The 17,122-nt window shown below is 61.5% G+C and carries 15 protein-coding genes; 6 read left to right on the forward strand and 9 right to left on the reverse strand.

The window, feature by feature from the left end:
• The first annotated feature begins 281 nt into the window (after positions 1 to 281).
• The 3 genes from NKH57_RS15340 to NKH57_RS15350 all read left to right on the forward strand — a co-directional run bounded on the left by NKH57_RS15340 (position 282) and on the right by NKH57_RS15350 (position 4,128).
• Positions 282 to 1,958, forward strand: a complete 1,677-nt coding sequence (locus NKH57_RS15340) for an ABC transporter substrate-binding protein (RefSeq protein WP_352602771.1) — start codon at positions 282 to 284, stop codon at positions 1,956 to 1,958.
• An 85-nt stretch (positions 1,959 to 2,043) separates the two neighbouring features.
• Complete coding sequence (locus NKH57_RS15345; RefSeq protein ID WP_352726527.1) at positions 2,044 to 3,165, forward strand: carbohydrate ABC transporter permease; 1,122 nt, start codon at positions 2,044 to 2,046, stop codon at positions 3,163 to 3,165.
• A 45-nt stretch (positions 3,166 to 3,210) separates the two neighbouring features.
• Positions 3,211 to 4,128 carry a carbohydrate ABC transporter permease gene (locus tag NKH57_RS15350; protein WP_023759834.1) on the forward strand — a complete coding sequence of 306 codons (918 nt, stop codon included), beginning with the start codon at positions 3,211 to 3,213 and terminating at the stop codon, positions 4,126 to 4,128.
• Positions 4,129 to 4,222: 94 nt separating this feature from the next.
• Here the strand turns inward: NKH57_RS15350 and NKH57_RS15355 are convergent, their stop codons facing one another.
• The 3 genes from NKH57_RS15355 to NKH57_RS15365 form a co-directional block, all read right to left on the reverse strand.
• A complete protein-coding gene (locus NKH57_RS15355; protein ID WP_352827334.1) occupies positions 4,223 to 4,564 on the reverse strand; it encodes a hypothetical protein in 342 nt (113 codons plus the stop codon).
• 130 nt (positions 4,565 to 4,694) lie between these two features.
• Positions 4,695 to 5,438 carry a creatininase family protein gene (locus NKH57_RS15360; protein WP_352945199.1) on the reverse strand — a complete coding sequence of 248 codons (744 nt, stop codon included), beginning with the start codon at positions 5,436 to 5,438 and terminating at the stop codon, positions 4,695 to 4,697.
• A gap of 3 nt (positions 5,439 to 5,441) precedes the next feature.
• A complete protein-coding gene (locus tag NKH57_RS15365) occupies positions 5,442 to 6,008 on the reverse strand; it encodes an SIS domain-containing protein (protein ID WP_352945201.1) in 567 nt (188 codons plus the stop codon).
• Between the two features lie 175 nt (positions 6,009 to 6,183).
• On the opposite strand from NKH57_RS15365, the gene NKH57_RS15370 reads away from it, so the two are divergent.
• Positions 6,184 to 7,206: an aldo/keto reductase gene (locus tag NKH57_RS15370; protein ID WP_352945203.1), complete on the forward strand. Its 1,023-nt coding sequence runs from the start codon at positions 6,184 to 6,186 to the stop codon at positions 7,204 to 7,206.
• 87 nt (positions 7,207 to 7,293) lie between these two features.
• Here NKH57_RS15370 and NKH57_RS15375 read toward each other — a convergent pair whose 3' ends face one another.
• From NKH57_RS15375 to NKH57_RS15395, 5 genes are all read right to left on the reverse strand, one after another.
• Positions 7,294 to 7,566 carry an HU family DNA-binding protein gene (locus NKH57_RS15375; RefSeq protein WP_015318196.1) on the reverse strand — a complete coding sequence of 91 codons (273 nt, stop codon included), beginning with the start codon at positions 7,564 to 7,566 and terminating at the stop codon, positions 7,294 to 7,296.
• A 298-nt stretch (positions 7,567 to 7,864) separates the two neighbouring features.
• The gene (lon, locus tag NKH57_RS15380) at positions 7,865 to 10,276 is read right to left on the reverse strand and encodes an endopeptidase La (protein ID WP_352485743.1); all 2,412 of its coding nucleotides are present in this window, start codon (positions 10,274 to 10,276) and stop codon (positions 7,865 to 7,867) included.
• Positions 10,277 to 10,582: 306 nt separating this feature from the next.
• The gene (gene clpX / locus NKH57_RS15385) at positions 10,583 to 11,857 is read right to left on the reverse strand and encodes an ATP-dependent Clp protease ATP-binding subunit ClpX (protein WP_023759839.1); all 1,275 of its coding nucleotides are present in this window, start codon (positions 11,855 to 11,857) and stop codon (positions 10,583 to 10,585) included.
• A gap of 296 nt (positions 11,858 to 12,153) precedes the next feature.
• The gene (clpP, locus tag NKH57_RS15390) at positions 12,154 to 12,783 is read right to left on the reverse strand and encodes an ATP-dependent Clp endopeptidase proteolytic subunit ClpP (protein ID WP_352945206.1); all 630 of its coding nucleotides are present in this window, start codon (positions 12,781 to 12,783) and stop codon (positions 12,154 to 12,156) included.
• A 279-nt stretch (positions 12,784 to 13,062) separates the two neighbouring features.
• Positions 13,063 to 14,166 carry an NAD(P)/FAD-dependent oxidoreductase gene (locus NKH57_RS15395; protein ID WP_352945208.1) on the reverse strand — a complete coding sequence of 368 codons (1,104 nt, stop codon included), beginning with the start codon at positions 14,164 to 14,166 and terminating at the stop codon, positions 13,063 to 13,065.
• A 104-nt stretch (positions 14,167 to 14,270) separates the two neighbouring features.
• Here NKH57_RS15395 and NKH57_RS15400 point away from each other — a divergent pair, with 104 nt between their 5' ends.
• Both NKH57_RS15400 and NKH57_RS15405 read left to right on the forward strand, forming a co-directional pair.
• Positions 14,271 to 15,521 (forward strand): cytochrome P450, encoded by a 1,251-nt coding sequence (locus tag NKH57_RS15400; RefSeq protein WP_352945210.1) that lies wholly within the window; start codon positions 14,271 to 14,273, stop codon positions 15,519 to 15,521.
• Positions 15,522 to 15,798: 277 nt separating this feature from the next.
• Positions 15,799 to 16,683: an AraC family transcriptional regulator gene (locus tag NKH57_RS15405; protein WP_352945212.1), complete on the forward strand. Its 885-nt coding sequence runs from the start codon at positions 15,799 to 15,801 to the stop codon at positions 16,681 to 16,683.
• Positions 16,684 to 16,738: 55 nt separating this feature from the next.
• On the opposite strand, the gene NKH57_RS15410 is transcribed toward NKH57_RS15405, so the two are convergent.
• On the reverse strand, positions 16,739 to 17,086 hold the full coding sequence (locus NKH57_RS15410; protein ID WP_352726517.1) for a cupin domain-containing protein: 348 nt from the start codon (positions 17,084 to 17,086) through the stop codon (positions 16,739 to 16,741).
• Between the last annotated feature and the right edge of the window lie 36 nt (positions 17,087 to 17,122).

Genomic DNA, 17,122 nt, shown 5'->3' on the forward strand with positions numbered 1-17,122 from the left:
ACTCGACGGCCTCACTCCAAGCGAGTATCTCAAAATCTGCCGAGACCGGATGACCCAGCCGTCTCATATGTACTGAGCGCGGACATCTCGTTGACACGGCGTTTGGTTGCGAGAATAGTGGCAGGCGCTGGTCAAAATGTCGGTACCCGATCCGCAATCGGAACTTTAATCGCCGCAGGGTGGGGTCCTGCCTAATTCGTTTCCGAACCGGGAGCATCGTTGGCGCTCCAGCGTCCGACAGTTGGTCACTTATTCACACTGAATTCTGGGAGGAACAGGCAATGAGAACGGATCTTTACGAGAAACTGGTTCGTGCCGGCGCCACAAGGCGCGACATATTGAAGGGTGCGGCCAGCATGGCCGCAATCGCAGCGGCATCTGGTGCAGGGCTCGGCGCCTTGACGCGCCCGGCTTCCGCTGCAAGCGAACTTCGCTCCAAAATCCTGCAGATCCCCGGCGTCGGCAAGGGTCAGCCGACCGATGCCGATTTCCAGAAGGTCGGCGAGCTCTGCCTCGAAGCCACCAAGGCCAACGTCAAGGAAGGCGAATTCGCTGGCGTCGAGCTCTCCTTCATGGGCCTCAACAACCAGAACCTGCACAATGTGCTGTTCCGCGGCTTCCTGAAGCCGTGGGAGGCCTATACCGGGGCCAAGATCAACTGGATCGACCTGGCGCAGGCCGACTACAATCCGCGCCTGCAGCAGGCTATCGCCACGAACACAATCGACTTTGATATCGTCGAGATGGGCGCGCCTTTCGAAGGCGATGTCTGCGGCAAGGGCCTCACTTCCGAGATGCCCGACTGGGTCAGGAAGCAGATCGATATGGACGATCTGGTGGCCTATCTGAAGCCGCCGGTCGGCACCTGGAACGGCAAGCAGTATCGCGTTACCGTCGACGGAGACGCGCACAACTTCAACTACCGCACCGACGTGTTCTCCGACTCTGATCTGGCAGCAGCCTGGAAAGCCGATAGCGGCGACAAGGCAGGCCTGACGGAATGGGGCGTGCCGAAGACCTGGCAGCAAGTGCAGGTAGTGACCAAGTTCCTCAAGGGCAAGCAGGTGAAGGGCCAGGACGTCTACGGCTACCTCGACGCGCCCAAGCCCTGGGGCGGCTTCGGCTTCTATTTCCTCGGCAGCCGCGCCTCCGCCTATGCCAAGCATCCGGATGACAAGGCGTGGCTATTCGATCCGGATACCATGAAACCGCGCGTCAACAACCCGGCTTGGGTGCGCGCGATCCAGGACGTGATCGATGCGCTGCCTTCCGAGCCGCAAGATCAAATCAATGCCGACCCGAACCAGACCTGTTTCTCCCAATTCCTGGGCGGCACCGGTTCGATGCTGGCTTGGTGGGGAGACGCGGGCTCGAATGCGAAAACTAACGATTCGTCGGTCGTCGGCGATGTCACAGGCTTCTCGATCCTGCCAGGCTCCGACGATGTCTACAATTCCAAAACTGGCAAGTGGGACAAACTGGCCAGCGGCCCGAACTATGCGCCGAACTGCGCCTATCTCGGCTGGGGCGTCTATGTCATGGCCCGCGTCGACAGTGACGAGAAGAAGAAAAAGGCCGCCTGGTCTGCGGCAGCCCATCTCGGCGGCAAGGACCTCTCGCTCTGGTGCGCCGCATATCCATCGGGCTTCCAGCCCTACCGCAATTCCCATTTCGACATTCCGGAATGGGTGGCGGCCGGCTACGACGAGGCGTTCATCACCTCCTACCTCAAGTCGGAGGCCGACAGCTACAACCATCCGAATGCGGCGATCGAGCCGCGCATCCCCGGCATCTTCCAATACTACAGCGCCGCCGAGGACATCCTGGCCAACACCTTCGCCGGCAAGATGAAGGCGCAGGAAGGCGCCGACGCCATTGCGGCGGCCTGGGAGAAGCTGACCGATCAGATCGGCCGCGACAACCAGATCAAGCTCTACAAGGCCTCGCTCGGCATGTAGGTTGGCTTATAAACCGTGGTTCGGCGGCGCAAAGCCGCCGGACCTGACCGGCCGGCAAAGGGCCTTCTGTGAACGGACGGGACGCGTGGCTAACCAGACTTTGCCCACCAATGCGTGGCCGGCAGACGCCGCCCCTTACGATCTGATTTCACCGAGCCGCAAACGCCTGGGCTGGGCTTTGATGGCTGCTGCAACTCTCGGTCTGCTGGCGGTGATCGCGCTGGAGATCCTGTACAAGACCGAAGCCGACACCGTCGGCTTCGAAACCTGGCGCCCGGTCGTCTACGCCTATGTGCTGTGGGGCGTGGCTATCGGCATCGGCCAGGTGCTGACGCGCGGCGAAGACGGCCAGCGTGCGCTGTTCCTGCTGCCGGCGCTGCTGTTCACCATCGCCATGGTGATCTTCCCGACGCTGTTCGGTTTCTACATCGCGCTCACCGACTGGAATCTCAGCTCCTTCAGTGGACGCAGGTTCAACGGGCTCGCCAATTTCTGGCAGATGCTGGGCGATCCCTACTACCGCAATGCGCTGTTCAACATGGTGCTCTATGTGCTGGCGGTGGCGGTCGAATATGTCATTGCCTTCGGCCTGGCGCTGCTGCTTAACGCGCAGATCCGGGCACGAAAATTCTTCCGCGTCGTCTTCCTCTTACCCTTGATGTTGTCGCCGGTCGCGGTGTCGTGGATGATCGGCAAATCGCTGATGGAATACCGGTTCGGACCGGCAGCGACGCTGGCGCGCCATCTCGGCTGGGAGAATCCAGCCTTCTTCAGCGATCCGATCATCGCGCGCATCGCAATCATGGTGCTGGATGCCTGGACGTTCATTCCGTTCATGATGATCATGCTGCTGGCCGGGCTGCAGGCGATGTCGCGCGAGGTGCTCGAAGCCGCCCGCGTGGACGGCGCCAATGTGTGGCAGACCTTCTGGCAGGTCACCTTCCCGCTGATGCTGCCGGTGTCGGTGACGGCGGTGATCCTGCGCATCATCTTCAAGCTGAAGCTTGCCGACATCATCATCACGGTGACATCGGGAGGCCCGGGCGGCGCCACCGATTCCGTGTCGAGCTTCATCTATCGCGAATACCGCGACCGCTCGAATGTCGGCTACGGAACCATGCTGGCGATGGCCTACCTAGTGATCATCATCGTGTTCGTCACGTGGCTGTTGAAATTTGCCAACCGTTTCGTGCGCAATGTGAATTGAAGCAGGGCGGGTCAATTGAAGCAAGATCGGGTGAATTGAAGCAAGATGAGCGTACTCACCACCGAATATGTAGCCTCGGAGATCCGCTCGCCGGCGAGCTTCCTCGCCAGCCGCTTCTTCATCTACGCGGCGCTGGCGTTCTGGGCGTTCGTCTGCCTGTTCCCGATCTACTGGACGATCACGACCTCGTTCAAAACCGCGGTCGACGTCACCCAAGGCCATCTGATCCCCTTCGTCGACTTCCAGCCGGACTGGAAGGGCTGGCGCTCGCTCGGCCTGTCGCCGGACTCGATCTTCCAGACCTCGACGGTGCGCGAGGAGTTCCTCAAGCGCTTCATGAATTCGGTGATCACCTCGGTCGGCGCATCGAGCCTGGCCATCGTCATCGGCAGCCTCGCCGCCTACGGGCTCACCCGCTATCGCTACCATTTCGCCTGGTTCAAGAACGAGGACATCTCGTTCTTCTTCCTGTCGCAGCTGATCCTGCCTCCGGTGGTGCTGGCACTGCCCTTCCTGGTGCTCTACCGTGAAGTCGGCCTGCTCGACACGCGCGTCGGGCTGATCCTGCTCTACACGCTGATGGTGCTGCCGATCGTCATCTGGATCATGCGCGACCAGTTCAACTCCATCCCGGTCGAGCTCGAGGAAGCAGCGCTCGTTGACGGGTTGTCGATCTGGGGAGCCTTCTTCCGCATTGTCATGCCGATCGCGCTGCCCGGCATGGTCGCCGCCTTCATCCTGGCAATGGTTTTGTGCTGGAATGAATATTTCTTCGCGGCCCTTTTGACATCGACCGATGCCAAGACCATCCCCGTCATGGTGGCGAGCCAGACCGGCTCGCAAGGCATCAACTGGTGGTCGATGGCAGCGCTTGCCACGGCGGCCATCGCCCCGCTTGCGGTCATAGGCATTGCGCTTGAGCGCTATCTGATCATGGGCATGACCGCGGGAGCGGTGAAGTAGGCATGGCGATGCCGGCCAGCGCCCTGATCGGCTGTTGATCGCCGAGTACAGTGTTGATAGGCGTGGGGCGAGCATGCCCCGAGTTTGTTTGCGCCTACATCGCCTCCGACGGCGCAAAGAAGCAATTTTCGTGCTCCTCTGTCGGATGCAGGCAGATGTGGAAGTTGTCGTCTCCTGACGGAATGACACTGTCGTAGGGAACGAAGTATCGGTTCTGGTGGGTGACTTTCTGATGGTCACCTGGCCGCAGAATGATCACATAGCCGTCGGCCTGCGGTGTTACGGTCATGCTGGGAATCCTGCCGCACTCTCCTGTCGTTGGATTGCCGTGACAGCAGGCTGGCGGATAAGTCCAGCCGCTATCGGCATTGTGCGCAAACACAGAAACATTCTGAACTGCTGCAGCCGTGACGATCACGCCTGCCAAGCTTGCCATACGTCGTTTTCCGACCTCGTGCACCGAGCGGCTCCAGGGCCTAAAGGCATTGCCGGAGCGATAGTATACCATTACCGATTGCTAATATATAAGAAGCGGTCTCCTGATAGTCCCGTTCGAAAGGAGCCCGCTAGCTTGAAAGCGTGGCGCGCAGGTGGTCGAGGATCATGGCGACACCCTTTCGTCCCAACTCCGCCGAAGCATCCTTGGCGCTCGCCGTGTACCAGCCGGTATTGTCGGCGTAATGGCTGGCATCCACCGTTTCAGGACATAGCGCCAGCATCAGCGAGGTCTCGCCAATGCCGGCATGGTCGAACGGGTACTTGCCGTTCATAGGCACCGGCATCAGTGGATGCACCTGCACCCAGTTGAAGAAATTGGCGCCTTCGGCGTGCTCGGCATAGTAGTCGGCCATCGCCTCGGAGCCCCACCAGCCTTCGCCGCGTTCCTTCTCGAGAAAGCGGAAGATCGCCTGGCGGCCGGCGGTCTTGAACGCCAGATCGGTCGGCATGCCGGCGGTGAAATTCTCGGTCTGGTGGTGGATGATGGCGTGGATGTTGCGAAAGCCGATGCGCAGCAGGCTGTAGAACAGCTCCTCGCCGAACGGTGCCAGCGCATTGCCGCCGACCTGCACCGAGCCGCTGCCCTCCGGCGGCGCCACAGCGTAGCTCGCAGCACCGTAGTAGAAGGGTGGCAGGATGACGACGTCCCTCTCCTTTTCGAACAGCTCCAGGGTCTTGATGACGGCCAGCGTGTCCATGCCGACGGCCATGTGCTCGCCATGGTATTCGAGCACGCCAAGCGGCAGGGCGACCGGCCAGTTCTCGGCGATCGCCCTGCGGATCTGGTGAGGCAGCATCAGTTCGTAGCGCATGATCTATTCCATGTTGGTGTGGCGCGCGCGCATGGCGTCCGGCGACGCGCCGATCAAGTCCTTGAGCTTCAGCACCATCACTTCGAACAGCAGGAACAATGCGCCTTCAAAGACCGAACCCATCGGCAGCACCGACGTCTTCCGCGCTCCCTGGTCGCTGGCCATGGTCTGCGCGGGAATGAGCAGCGTGAAATCGGCGCGCTTTGCCGCGCTGCCATCGTCCTGGGCCGTCAGCAGCAGGTTGGTCGCGCCTGCATCGTTCGCGACCTGCATGAGGGTCAGCACGGTCGAGGTTTCTCCGGGTCCGGAACTGACCAGGAAGACATCGCCTGGCCCCAGGGGCGGCGTGGTCATGTCGCCGACCACGGCGACCGGCAGGCCAAGATGGTAGAGCCGCATGGCAAAACCCTTGGCCTGCAAGGCCTCGCGGCCACAGCCATAGACGACGATCTGTCGGGCGCCGGCCAGCATCTTGCAAGCAGCATCGATCCGGTGCTCATCGACGCGCGCCAGCACGCCGCCGAGTTCGTCGAGCGCGGTCTCGAACAGGCTTTTGCTCTTGTCGCTCACCGCAAACCTGCCATCGAAAACACCCTGGGATTTGCCGCTCTTGCTGCCACGAACAGCTTGATTTCATTCATGCTAGCAATCGCGAAAATGCGTGTCCAACGCTGCGCGGCGCTTTTGCCTGATCACAGGCATGATAATGTCATGCAGACAAATCAAGCGAGGCAAACGGCAGGATATGAAGACACGGCATTTCGACCGCATCGGCAATGGCGGCATCAGCTTCACCGAACTCGGCTTCGGCACGGCGCCGCTTGGCAATCTCTACCGTGCCGTCTCAGACGAGGATGCCAACGCCACGCTGGAGGCCGCCTGGGCGACCGGCTGCCGCTACTACGACACCGCGCCGCTCTACGGGCTTGGCCTGTCGGAAACCCGGCTCAACCCTTTCCTGCGCGGCAAGAAGCGCGACGACTATGTGCTGTCGAGCAAAGTCGGTCGCATCATGCGCGTCTGCCCGCCTGAAGAGCGCACCGGCATCGGCAAGTTCTTCGACACGCCATCGCGCCGCGAGGTGTACGACTACAGCTATGACGGGGTCATGCGCTCGTTCGAAGCCTCGCTGGAGCGCCTCGGCGTCGACCGTATCGACATTCTCTTCGTGCACGATGTCGACATCTTTACCCATGGTAGCAAGGAAGCGTCGGACCGCCGCATCGAAGAATTCATGCGCTCCGGCTATTACGGTTTGCTCTCGCTGCGCGACCAGGGCGTGATCAAGGCATTCGGCGGAGGCATCAATGAGTGGCAGGTTGCGCAGACGCTGGCCGAGCGCGGCGATTTCGACCTGTTCCTGCTTGCCGGCCGCTATACGCTGCTGGAACAGGAGGCGCTGACATCCTTCCTGCCGCTTTGCCAGGCGCGCGGCATCGGCATCGTTCTGGGCGGGCCCTACAACTCCGGCATCCTGGCGACGGGACCGAAGCCCGGCGCACACTACAACTATTCCGAAGCGCGGAAGGACATCCTCGACCGGGTCGCCGCCATCGAAAGCGTCTGCAAGCGCCACGGCGTGCGCCTGATCGAGGCCGCGCTGCAATTCCCGCTGCTGCACCCCTCGGTCGTCTCGGTGATCCCCGGTGGCCAGCGGCCGAGCGAAGTCGAGAGCAACCGTTCGCTGCTCGATGCAAAACTGCCCGCAGCGCTTTGGGCCGATCTCAAGAAGGAAGGCCTCATGCGCACCGAGGCGCCGACCGCATAACCCAGTCGCCATGCGCATCGGCGTCGGGCACAAAAATGAAAAGCCGGGCAAGCCCGGCTTTTCTGGTCTCTGAAAAGAAAAAGGCGCTTAGTTGACTGCGTCCTTGAGGCCCTTGCCGGCCGAGAACTTCGGCACGGTGCGTGCCGGGATCTTTACTTCGGCGCCGGTCTGAGGATTGCGGCCGGTCGACGCCGCACGCTTTGACACGGTGAAATTGCCAAAGCCGACAAGCCGGACATCGCCGCCCTTCTTCAGTTCGCCGCTGATCACGGAGAATACCGCATCCACCGCCGACTGCGCGTCACCCTTCGAAATGCTCGCGGCGTCGGCGACAGCGGACACCAGTTCGTTCTTGTTCATAAAAATTCCCTTCCATGAGAACACCGGAACTTACGACTCATCCGGCAGGAAACGGACTTTAGAAAGAAGCGTTGCCGCAACCAAGTCGCAAAGCCGTGAAAAAAGCGGAAAAAGCCCGGAATTCCGGGGTTTTTCACATGAAAAAGCCGGGCGCGAAGCCCGGCTCTCTGTTTGTGCATTGCAACCTTGGCGAAAACCAACGCATGGCTCCGAAAAACGCAGCCGGTTTTCGGAAAGGGCCATGCGCAAGTCCAAGTCCGAGAGCGTCCTTTGCTCGTCCAAGCGGACGCGCACCGCTCTAGTGCGCAAGCGTCTTCCCGGCATCGTCCGTGGTGTCGGTCGCGGCCGGAGGATTCACCGGCTCGATCCATTCGATCGCCTCCGGCATACGCACCAGCGCGTGGCGCAACACTTCACCGACCCGTGCGACCGGAATGATCTCCATGCCGTTCTTCACGTTGTCCGGAATGTCCGCCAGATCCTTGGCGTTGTCTTCCGGGATCAGCACCTTCTTGATGCCGCCGCGCAATGCGGCAAGCAGCTTCTCCTTCAGGCCGCCGATCGGCAGAACCCTGCCGCGCAGCGTGATCTCGCCGGTCATCGCCACATCCGCCTTGACCGGAATGCCGGTCAGAACGGAGACGATTGCGGTCGCCATCGCCACGCCGGCCGACGGTCCGTCCTTGGGCGTCGCACCTTCCGGAACGTGCACGTGGATGTCGCGCTTGTCGAACAGCGGCGGCTCGACGCCGAAATCGATGGCACGGGAGCGGACATAGGAAGCCGCCGCCGATATCGATTCCTTCATCACGTCGCGCAGATTGCCGGTCACCGTCATGCGGCCCTTGCCGGGCATCATGACACCTTCGATCGTCAGCAGTTCGCCGCCGACTTCCGTCCAGGCGAGCCCGGTAACGACACCGACCTGATCGTCAGCCTCGACCTGGCCGAAGCGGAAGCGCGGAACACCGAGATAGTCGGCGAGGTTCGCCGCCGTGATGTCCACCGTCTTCTTCTTCGTCTTCAGGATCTCGGTCACCGCCTTGCGGCCGAGCTTCATCAACTCGCGCTCCAGGCTTCTGACGCCCGCTTCACGGGTGTAGGTCTGGATGATGGCACGGATCGCGTCCTCGCCGACGGAGAACTCCTTCGGCTGCAGGGCATGGTCGCGAACCACCTTCGGCATCAGGTGCCGCTTGGCGATCTCGATCTTCTCGTCCTCGGTGTAGCCGGCGATACGGATGATCTCCATGCGGTCCATCAAGGGCGCAGGGATGTTCAGCGTGTTCGCCGTCGTCACGAACATCACGCTCGACAGGTCGTATTCGACCTCGAGGTAATGGTCCATGAACGTCGAGTTCTGTTCGGGATCGAGGACCTCGAGCAGAGCCGATGACGGATCGCCACGGAAGTCCTGGCCCATCTTGTCGATCTCGTCGAGCAGGAAGAGCGGGTTGGACTTCTTCGCCTTCTTCATCGACTGGATGACCTTGCCGGGCATCGAGCCGATGTAGGTGCGGCGGTGGCCACGGATCTCGGCCTCGTCACGCACGCCGCCAAGCGCCATGCGGATGAATTCGCGACCGGTCGCCTTGGCGATCGACTTGCCGAGCGAGGTCTTGCCGACGCCGGGAGGGCCGACGAGGCACAGGATCGGCCCCTTCAGCTTCTTCTGACGGCTTTGCACAGCAAGGTACTCGACGATGCGGTCCTTGACCTTGTCGAGGCCGAAATGGTCGGTGTCGAGCACGTTCTGCGCAAAAGCCAGATCCTGCTTGACCTTGGAGTTCTTGCCCCACGGGATCGACAGGATCCAGTCGAGATAATTGCGCACGACCGTCGATTCAGCCGACATGGGCGACATCGTCCTGAGCTTCTTCAACTCGGCTTCCGCCTTTTCGCGGGCCTCCTTGGAGAGCTTGGTTTTCTTGATGCGCGCCTCGATCTCGGCGGCTTCGTCGCGGCCGTCCTCGCCCTCGCCGAGTTCCTTCTGGATCGCCTTCATCTGCTCGTTGAGGTAGTATTCGCGCTGCGTCTTCTCCATCTGGCGCTTGACGCGCGAGCGGATGCGCTTCTCCACCTGCAGGACGGAGATTTCGGCCTCCATGAAGCCCATCGCCTTTTCCAGACGCTCCTTCACCGAGAGCGTGGCCAGCATTTCCTGCTTTTCAGGGATCTTGATGGCGAGGTGCGAAGCGACCGTATCGGCGAGCTTGGAATAGTCGTCGATCTGGCTGGCGGCACCCACCACTTCGGGCGAGATCTTCTTGTTCAGCTTGACGTAGTTTTCGAAGTCGGTGACGACGGAACGAGCCAGCGCCTCGACCTCGACCTCTTCCTCGTCCGGCTCGACCAATGCCGAGGCGCGGGCCTCATGGAAGTCGGGACGGTCGGTGAACGAGACGATTTTCGCGCGCGAGGCGCCCTCGACCAGAACCTTGACGGTGCCGTCGGGCAGCTTCAGCAATTGCAGCACATTGGCGAGCGTGCCGATGTCGAAGATGGCATCGGGCTCGGGATCGTCGTCTGCGGCATTCATCTGAGTGGCAAGCAGGATCTGCTTTTCCTGACCCATCACCTCTTCCAGCGCCTTGATCGACTTCTCACGCCCGACGAAGAGCGGAACGATCATATGCGGGAATACCACGATGTCGCGCAGTGGGAGGACTGCGAAGACGCCGTCGCTGGGTGCCTTGGATATTTTGGCCATTGTCCAACCTTTCATGTCGCGGCCGCCAATCAGCCAACCGCGAATCTTACATTAACGACCGGGGATCGTTCCGCCTACCATCGTTTGTGACGGGATTTTTACAGCACAGAAATCGGGCACCTCGGCCTTCTCCATTTAGTTGGATGCACGATCCCCAAAGATCAAGGGGCGAGTCCAAATCCGTAGCTCCAGCGTGCCCGCAAGTGACACATTTGCGACGACCACACCGAACGTCCTGCAAAAAACCTGCGCGACAGCAAAACGGCGCCTTGCGGCGCCGTTTCAGAACTTCGCTGCGGGCTCATGTCAGGCGCTGACATTGCCCTTCTTTTCCTTCTGCTCGGAGTAGATATAGAGCGGCCGGGCGCTGCCGGTCACCACCTCCTCCGAAATTACCACCTCGCGCACGCCCTCGAGCGCCGGGAGTTCGAACATCGTGTCGAGCAGGATCGCTTCCATGATCGAACGCAGGCCGCGCGCGCCGGTCTTGCGCTCGATGGCGCGCTTGGCGATCGCCGACAGCGCGTTCTCGTGGAAGGTCAGGTCGACATTCTCCATCTCGAACAGCCGCTGATACTGCTTGACCAGCGCGTTCTTCGGCTCGGTCAGGATCTGGATCAGCGCCGGCTCGTCGAGATCTTCCAGCGTCGCCAGGACCGGCAGACGGCCGACAAACTCGGGAATAAGACCGAATTTCAGCAAATCCTCGGGCTCGACCAGGCGGAAGACATCGCCGGTGCGGCGATCCTCGGGCGAGGCGACAATGGCACCGAAGCCGATCGACGTCTTGCGGCCGCGATCCGAGATGATCTTGTCCAGCCCGGCGAAGGCGCCGCCGCAGATGAACAGGATGTTGGCGGTATCGACCTGCAGGAACTCCTGCTGCGGATGCTTCCTGCCGCCCTGCGGCGGCACGGAGGCGACGGTGCCTTCCATGATCTTCAACAGCGCCTGCTGCACGCCCTCGCCCGACACGTCGCGGGTGATCGAAGGGTTGTCCGACTTGCGCGAAATCTTGTCGATTTCGTCGATGTAGACGATGCCGCGCTGGGCCCGCTCGACATTGTAGTCGGCCGACTGCAACAGCTTGAGGATGATGTTTTCGACGTCCTCGCCGACATAACCGGCTTCGGTCAGCGTCGTCGCATCAGCCATGGTGAAGGGTACGTCGATGATGCGGGCGAGCGTCTGCGCAAGCAGCGTCTTGCCGCAACCGGTCGGGCCTATCAGCAGGATGTTGGACTTCGCCAGCTCGACATCGTTGTTCTTGCCGGCATGCGCGAGGCGCTTGTAGTGGTTGTGGACCGCCACCGACAGCACGCGCTTGGCGTAAGGCTGGCCGATGACGTAGTCGTCGAGAACCTTGAGGATCTCCTGCGGTGTCGGCACGCCTTCGCGCGACTTCACCATCGAGGTCTTATTCTCCTCGCGGATGATATCCATGCAAAGCTCGACGCACTCGTCGCAGATGAAGACCGTCGGACCGGCGATCAGCTTGCGCACTTCGTGCTGGCTTTTGCCGCAAAACGAGCAGTAAAGCGTGTTCTTGGAATCGCCGCTGTTGTTGCCGACCTTGCTCATTTTCATGTCCTTTCATGGCCGCCCGCCGATGGTCTGGCTGAAAGGGCGCATTCTCTATCTATCGCGGGAATCCGCCGCCGCCAGTGTGTCCCGGCTCCCGCAACGCTTCCCTACGAAACACAAATCAGAAAACGTGGCAATGATTCGCGACAACCCCGCATAAAGCTAAGCCGCCGAAACTCAACATAGGCTTAACGTAGGCAATCCTGTCCCCCGAGGGAACAGCCAATTGTGGCCGAAATGCCGCAAGACACGCCAAAAGCGCGTGATGGCGCCATCCAGCTGCCAATAAGCCCTTATACCAGAGCGACTTCTGCCGCCTCGCGCGACGAAATGACCTTGTCGATGAGACCGAAGTCCTTGGCCTCGTCGGCGGTCATGAAATGGTCGCGGTCGAGCGTCCTTTCAATCTCTTCGTAGCTTTTGCCGGTGTGCTTGACATAGACCTCATTGAGGCGGCGCTTCAGCTTGATGATGTCCTGCGCATGGCGTTCGATGTCGGACGCCTGGCCCTGGAAACCACCGGAAGGCTGGTGAACCATGATGCGGGCGTTCGGCGTGGCAAAGCGCATGTCCTTGTGGCCGGCGGTCAGGAGCAGCGATCCCATCGAGGCGGCCTGGCCGATGCAGAGCGTCGACACGGCCGGCTTGATGAACTGCATGGTGTCGTAGATCGCCATGCCCGAGGTGACGACGCCGCCCGGCGAGTTGATGTAGAGATTGATTTCCTTCTTCGGATTCTCGGCTTCGAGGAACAGCAGCTGCGCGCAGACCAGCGTCGCCATGCCGTCCTCGACCGGACCGGTGATGAAAATGATGCGCTCCTTGAGGAGACGCGAGAAAATGTCATAGGCCCGCTCGCCGCGATTGGTCTGTTCGACCACCATCGGAACGAGGTTCATGTAGGTTTCGACGGGGTTTTTCATCAGATATCTCTTATCTCGCGGTGGGATTCCGGCGCCGGCAATGCTGGCAGATCGGGCAGAATCGGTTCTGGATCGGTATTCCGTAAATAGGATGCCGGCTCATCCTTGTGCAAGGCCGACCCCTCCTAGCCATCTGGGTAAGTCGAATCAAGCTTCCTGACCAACGATTCGCAAGGGCAGGTGCTCCTGCGAGCCTATAGCCGCACCGCCATTACTGCATGGTAGCTGTTTCTTAACCGCGTCCGAGGCATTGCCGGTTAGGTTGGCCGCTGGCGGTCTTCAGGCCACCTCCGCCCGCAGCCAGCGCTTCAGGCCGGCGACATCGCCATTGCCGACGGCAGCGGCAACACGCCGGCCGACCGCCGCCCCGAACTTGTAACCATGGCCGGAGCAGGCCGAGACGATCAGGCACTTGCCCTTTTCATACGCCATGAATTTCTCGTCTGATGTGAAGGTGTAGGCGCAGGTGACGACCTCGGTCACCCTGTATTCCTCGATCCGGGCTATCGGCGGCGAGAAGAGGTTGCGGATCGCCTCGCCCTCGCCCGGCACTGGCTGACGGTTCCAGTCGGCATCGCTGGTCGGCACCCTATGCAGCCCCGAACCGAACTTCATGCCGGCGCCGCCGGAGGGCGGGATCACATAGCCGTCGGTCGCGCCGCCGATATCAAGGACAACCGGCGAAGCCTGCCAGGCCACTCTCAAGTCAGCCGGCGGTTCGACATAGGCGAGCGCGGTTCGATAGGTCTTCAGTTCGCCGTCCAGCTCCGGGAACAGTTTCAACACCCAGGCTCCTGCCGTGACGATGATGCGGTCGGCCTGCATCGTGTCGCCGCTTTCGAGCACGAGGTGGCCGGCTTCGGCATCGATTGCCGTCACTTTGCTGTGCTCGTACACATTGGCACCGTTGGCACGCAACCAGGCGGCAAGGCCGGAAGCTATCTTGCGGCAGTGGAGCGCGCCGCCTTCCGGCGAATAATAGGCATAGCGGAACGTGCCTGGCTCGAGAAACGGCCAGCGTTTCACCGCCGCGTCCGGCTCCAGCAATTCGAAAGGAAAATTGCCCTCTTCCAGGCCCTCGCGGTATTCCTCGGCCTCGTCGCCCGGCTCGCGCGAGATGCAGACAAATCCGCGCGCATCGAGATGGCTTTCGCCGAGATCGGCCCACATCTCGTCCCAAGCCTGATAGGCTTCGGTGATCAGCCGGCCATAGCCGGTTCCGGCCCGGTAGGCGCGGCGGATGATGCGATGGTGGTCACCCGACGCGGCCAGCGGATTGGGGATCGGTCCCTGTTCGACGATCGACACGCTATGGCCGGCCTTGACCAGCGACCACGCGGTGGAGAGACCGGCAATACCCGCGCCGACAACGATCACATTCATCAAATCAGACTTTCCGCAGCGGTATCGGCTGGCTCAACGCATTGGGTTGCGGGCGCCAACATACGGTCTGGAAACAGGCTGGCAAGCCGCGCTATTGGTCTGGCATGAGCAAATTGGCGCCGCCCTCCCTGGCCTTTGATCCAGTCACTCGCCGCCTGCGGCTTGACCCGCACGAGCCGACCTTTTTTCAAAACCCGTACGAGGCCTATGCCTTTCTGCACGGCGCATCGAATGCATTTTTCTGGGAGGAATTCGACTTCTGGTGCTTTGGCGGCTTCGACGATGTCAACCGGCTGCTGCGCGACCGCCGCTTCGGCCGCCAGAACCCGGCCGGTATTCCAGACAGCCGCGGCATAGGCGAGGACCGCAGCCATCTCAGGGCATTCGACGGCATCGAAGCCAATTCGATGCTCGAACTGGAGCCGCCGGTGCACACGCGGCTGAGAACACTGGTCAACCGCGCCTTCGTCTCGCGGCAGGTCGAACGGCTGCGGCCGCGTGTCGAAGTGCTCGCCAACGAGCTGATCGACCGGTTCGAACCGGGCAAGACCGTCGATCTGTTGCCGGCCTTCGCAGCGCCGCTGCCGATCACCATCATCGCCGAAATGCTCGGCGTGCCGGTCGAGACGGGGCCGCAGCTGCTCGACTGGTCGCACCGGATGGTTGCTATGTACATGCATGGCCGCACGCGCGAAACCGAGGAGACGGCCAACCGCGCGGCGGGCGAATTTGCCTATTTCCTGCGCGGTTGCGTCACCGAGCGACGCAAGAACCCCGGCGACGACCTGCTGTCGCTGCTGATCTCGGCGCAGGAGGACGGCCAAAAACTGTCGGAGGACGAGATGGTATCCTCCGCGATCCTGCTGCTCAATGCCGGCCATGAGGCGACGGTGCACCAGACCGGCAATGCCGTCCGCTCGATCCTGGCGCAAGGCGGCGACCCGCGGCGGTTCTTCGCCTCACCCGAAGCGACCGCGGCCACGGTCGAGGAATGCCTCCGCTTCGACGCGCCGCTGCACATGTTCACGCGCTACGCCTACCAGGAGATCGAAGTTGCCCCCGGCATCGTCGTGCAGCCGGGCCAGACGGTCGGGCTGCTGCTCGGCATGGCCAATCATGACCCGCGCGCCTTTGCCGAACCGCAAGCCTTCCGGCCCGATCGCGCGGACCAGAAGAACGTGTCCTTCGGCGCCGGCATTCATTTCTGCATCGGTGCGCCGCTGGCCCGGCTCGAGTTGCAGGTGTCGCTGAAAACCCTGTTCGAACGGCACCCAAAGCTCCATCTTGCCGAAAGCCCAAGCTTCCGCGACACTTACCACTTCCATGGGCTGGAAACGCTCGCCGTCGGCTTCTGACGATTTGCGGCTGCCTGCCCGCGAAATGCTGGCCCAGGGCATCGGCCAGGAAGGGCTCGATCTCCTGGCGCAGTATTATTGCGACGAGATCTCCGCCTGCCTCAGCCAGTTTCCGGTGAAATAGTCATACCCAGGCAGTGCAAGCTTGGCTCGATGCTCGCGGGGAGCCTGAAAGCCGTTGCTGGCGGGCCCCTGTTGATCCATGCCAAATCGCAAGATCGGTCGAGCGCGACATACCCGGAAAGGCCTAACTGGTGTCGTCACGGAGGAAGAGACGTTGAAGGCCGCACTTGAAAACTACCAGGCCCGAATGCAGCGAGTGCTGGACCATATAGACCAGCATCTCGATGACGATCTGAGCCTGGAGGCGTTGAGCGGTGTCGCGGCGTTCTCGAAATACCATTTCCACCGGCAGTTCACGTCCACCTTCGGGGTGTCCGTGCATCGCTATGTCCAGCTCGCCCGCATGAAGCGGGCTTCGTACAGGCTTGCCGAGAGTGACGCCCAAAGCGTCACCGACATAGCCATGGATGCCGGTTACGACGCACCGGATGCCTTCGCCCGCGCCTTTCGGCAACGGTTCGGACAATCGCCCTCGTCGTTCCGGAAGTCTCCCGACTGGGGGTCGTGGCTCATGGCCTTCGGGCCCCTCGAAAAAGCAAGGAACACGCTCATGCAGATAATCTTTGAACACGACGACGTGACGATCCGCGATGTGCCTCCGACGCCGGTGGCGATCATGGAACATCGCGGAGACCGGGCGACGCTCCAGGACACCATCCAGCGGTTCATCGCCTGGCGTAAGGCCGCGGGCTTGTCGCCCGAGATAAGCCCGACCTTCAACGTCTTCCGTTCCGAAAGGGAGCCCGCGATCCCGGCTGACTACAGCATGGACATTTGTGCCGGGACCGCCCAACCGATCGAGGCGAATGACGCACAGATGAAGGCTGGCGTGATCCCCGGCGGACGCTGTGCGGTGCTGCGCTACCCCGGCAACACCAACAATCTCGAGCCCGCAGCACTTTACCTTTATCGGGAATGGCTTCCGGCGAGCGGCGAGGAAGCACGCGACTTTCCGATCTATTGCCAACGGCATCTGTCTCACTTCCCGGAGGGGCCGCTACGCGAAGTGGTCGTTGAACTCTTTCTGCCTCTGAAATAGCTCGGCAGGACAGCGGTTTGTCCCTTCCGCTCGCGAGAATCATGGCGACGCGAGATCAGAGCTTGATCACGTATTCCTTGCGAGTCGTTTCAAGCACTTCCCAGCTGCCATTGAAGCCTGGCCTCAGCACGAAGCTGTCGCCGGTCTTGACGGTGCGCGCTTGCCCACCGTCCTCCGCGATCACCGAAACGCCGGACAGGATGTGGCAGAACTCCCACTCGTCATAGACGATGCGCCATTTGCCGGGAGTCGATTCCCAGATGCCGGCGTAGAGGCCGCCGTCGCGCTCCTCGACATTCCAGGTGCGAAATTTGGGATCGCCAGAGATCAGGCGATCCGGCGCCGGCGCGCCGGATTCGGGTTCGACGCTGTCCGTCGATATTGTCAGGTAATGCGCCGACAAGACTTGCCTCCATGAAAAGAGCCGGCGCTGCGCGCC

This window comes from Mesorhizobium sp. M1050 (genome assembly GCF_040318715.1).
GTDB lineage: Bacteria > Pseudomonadota > Alphaproteobacteria > Rhizobiales > Rhizobiaceae > Mesorhizobium.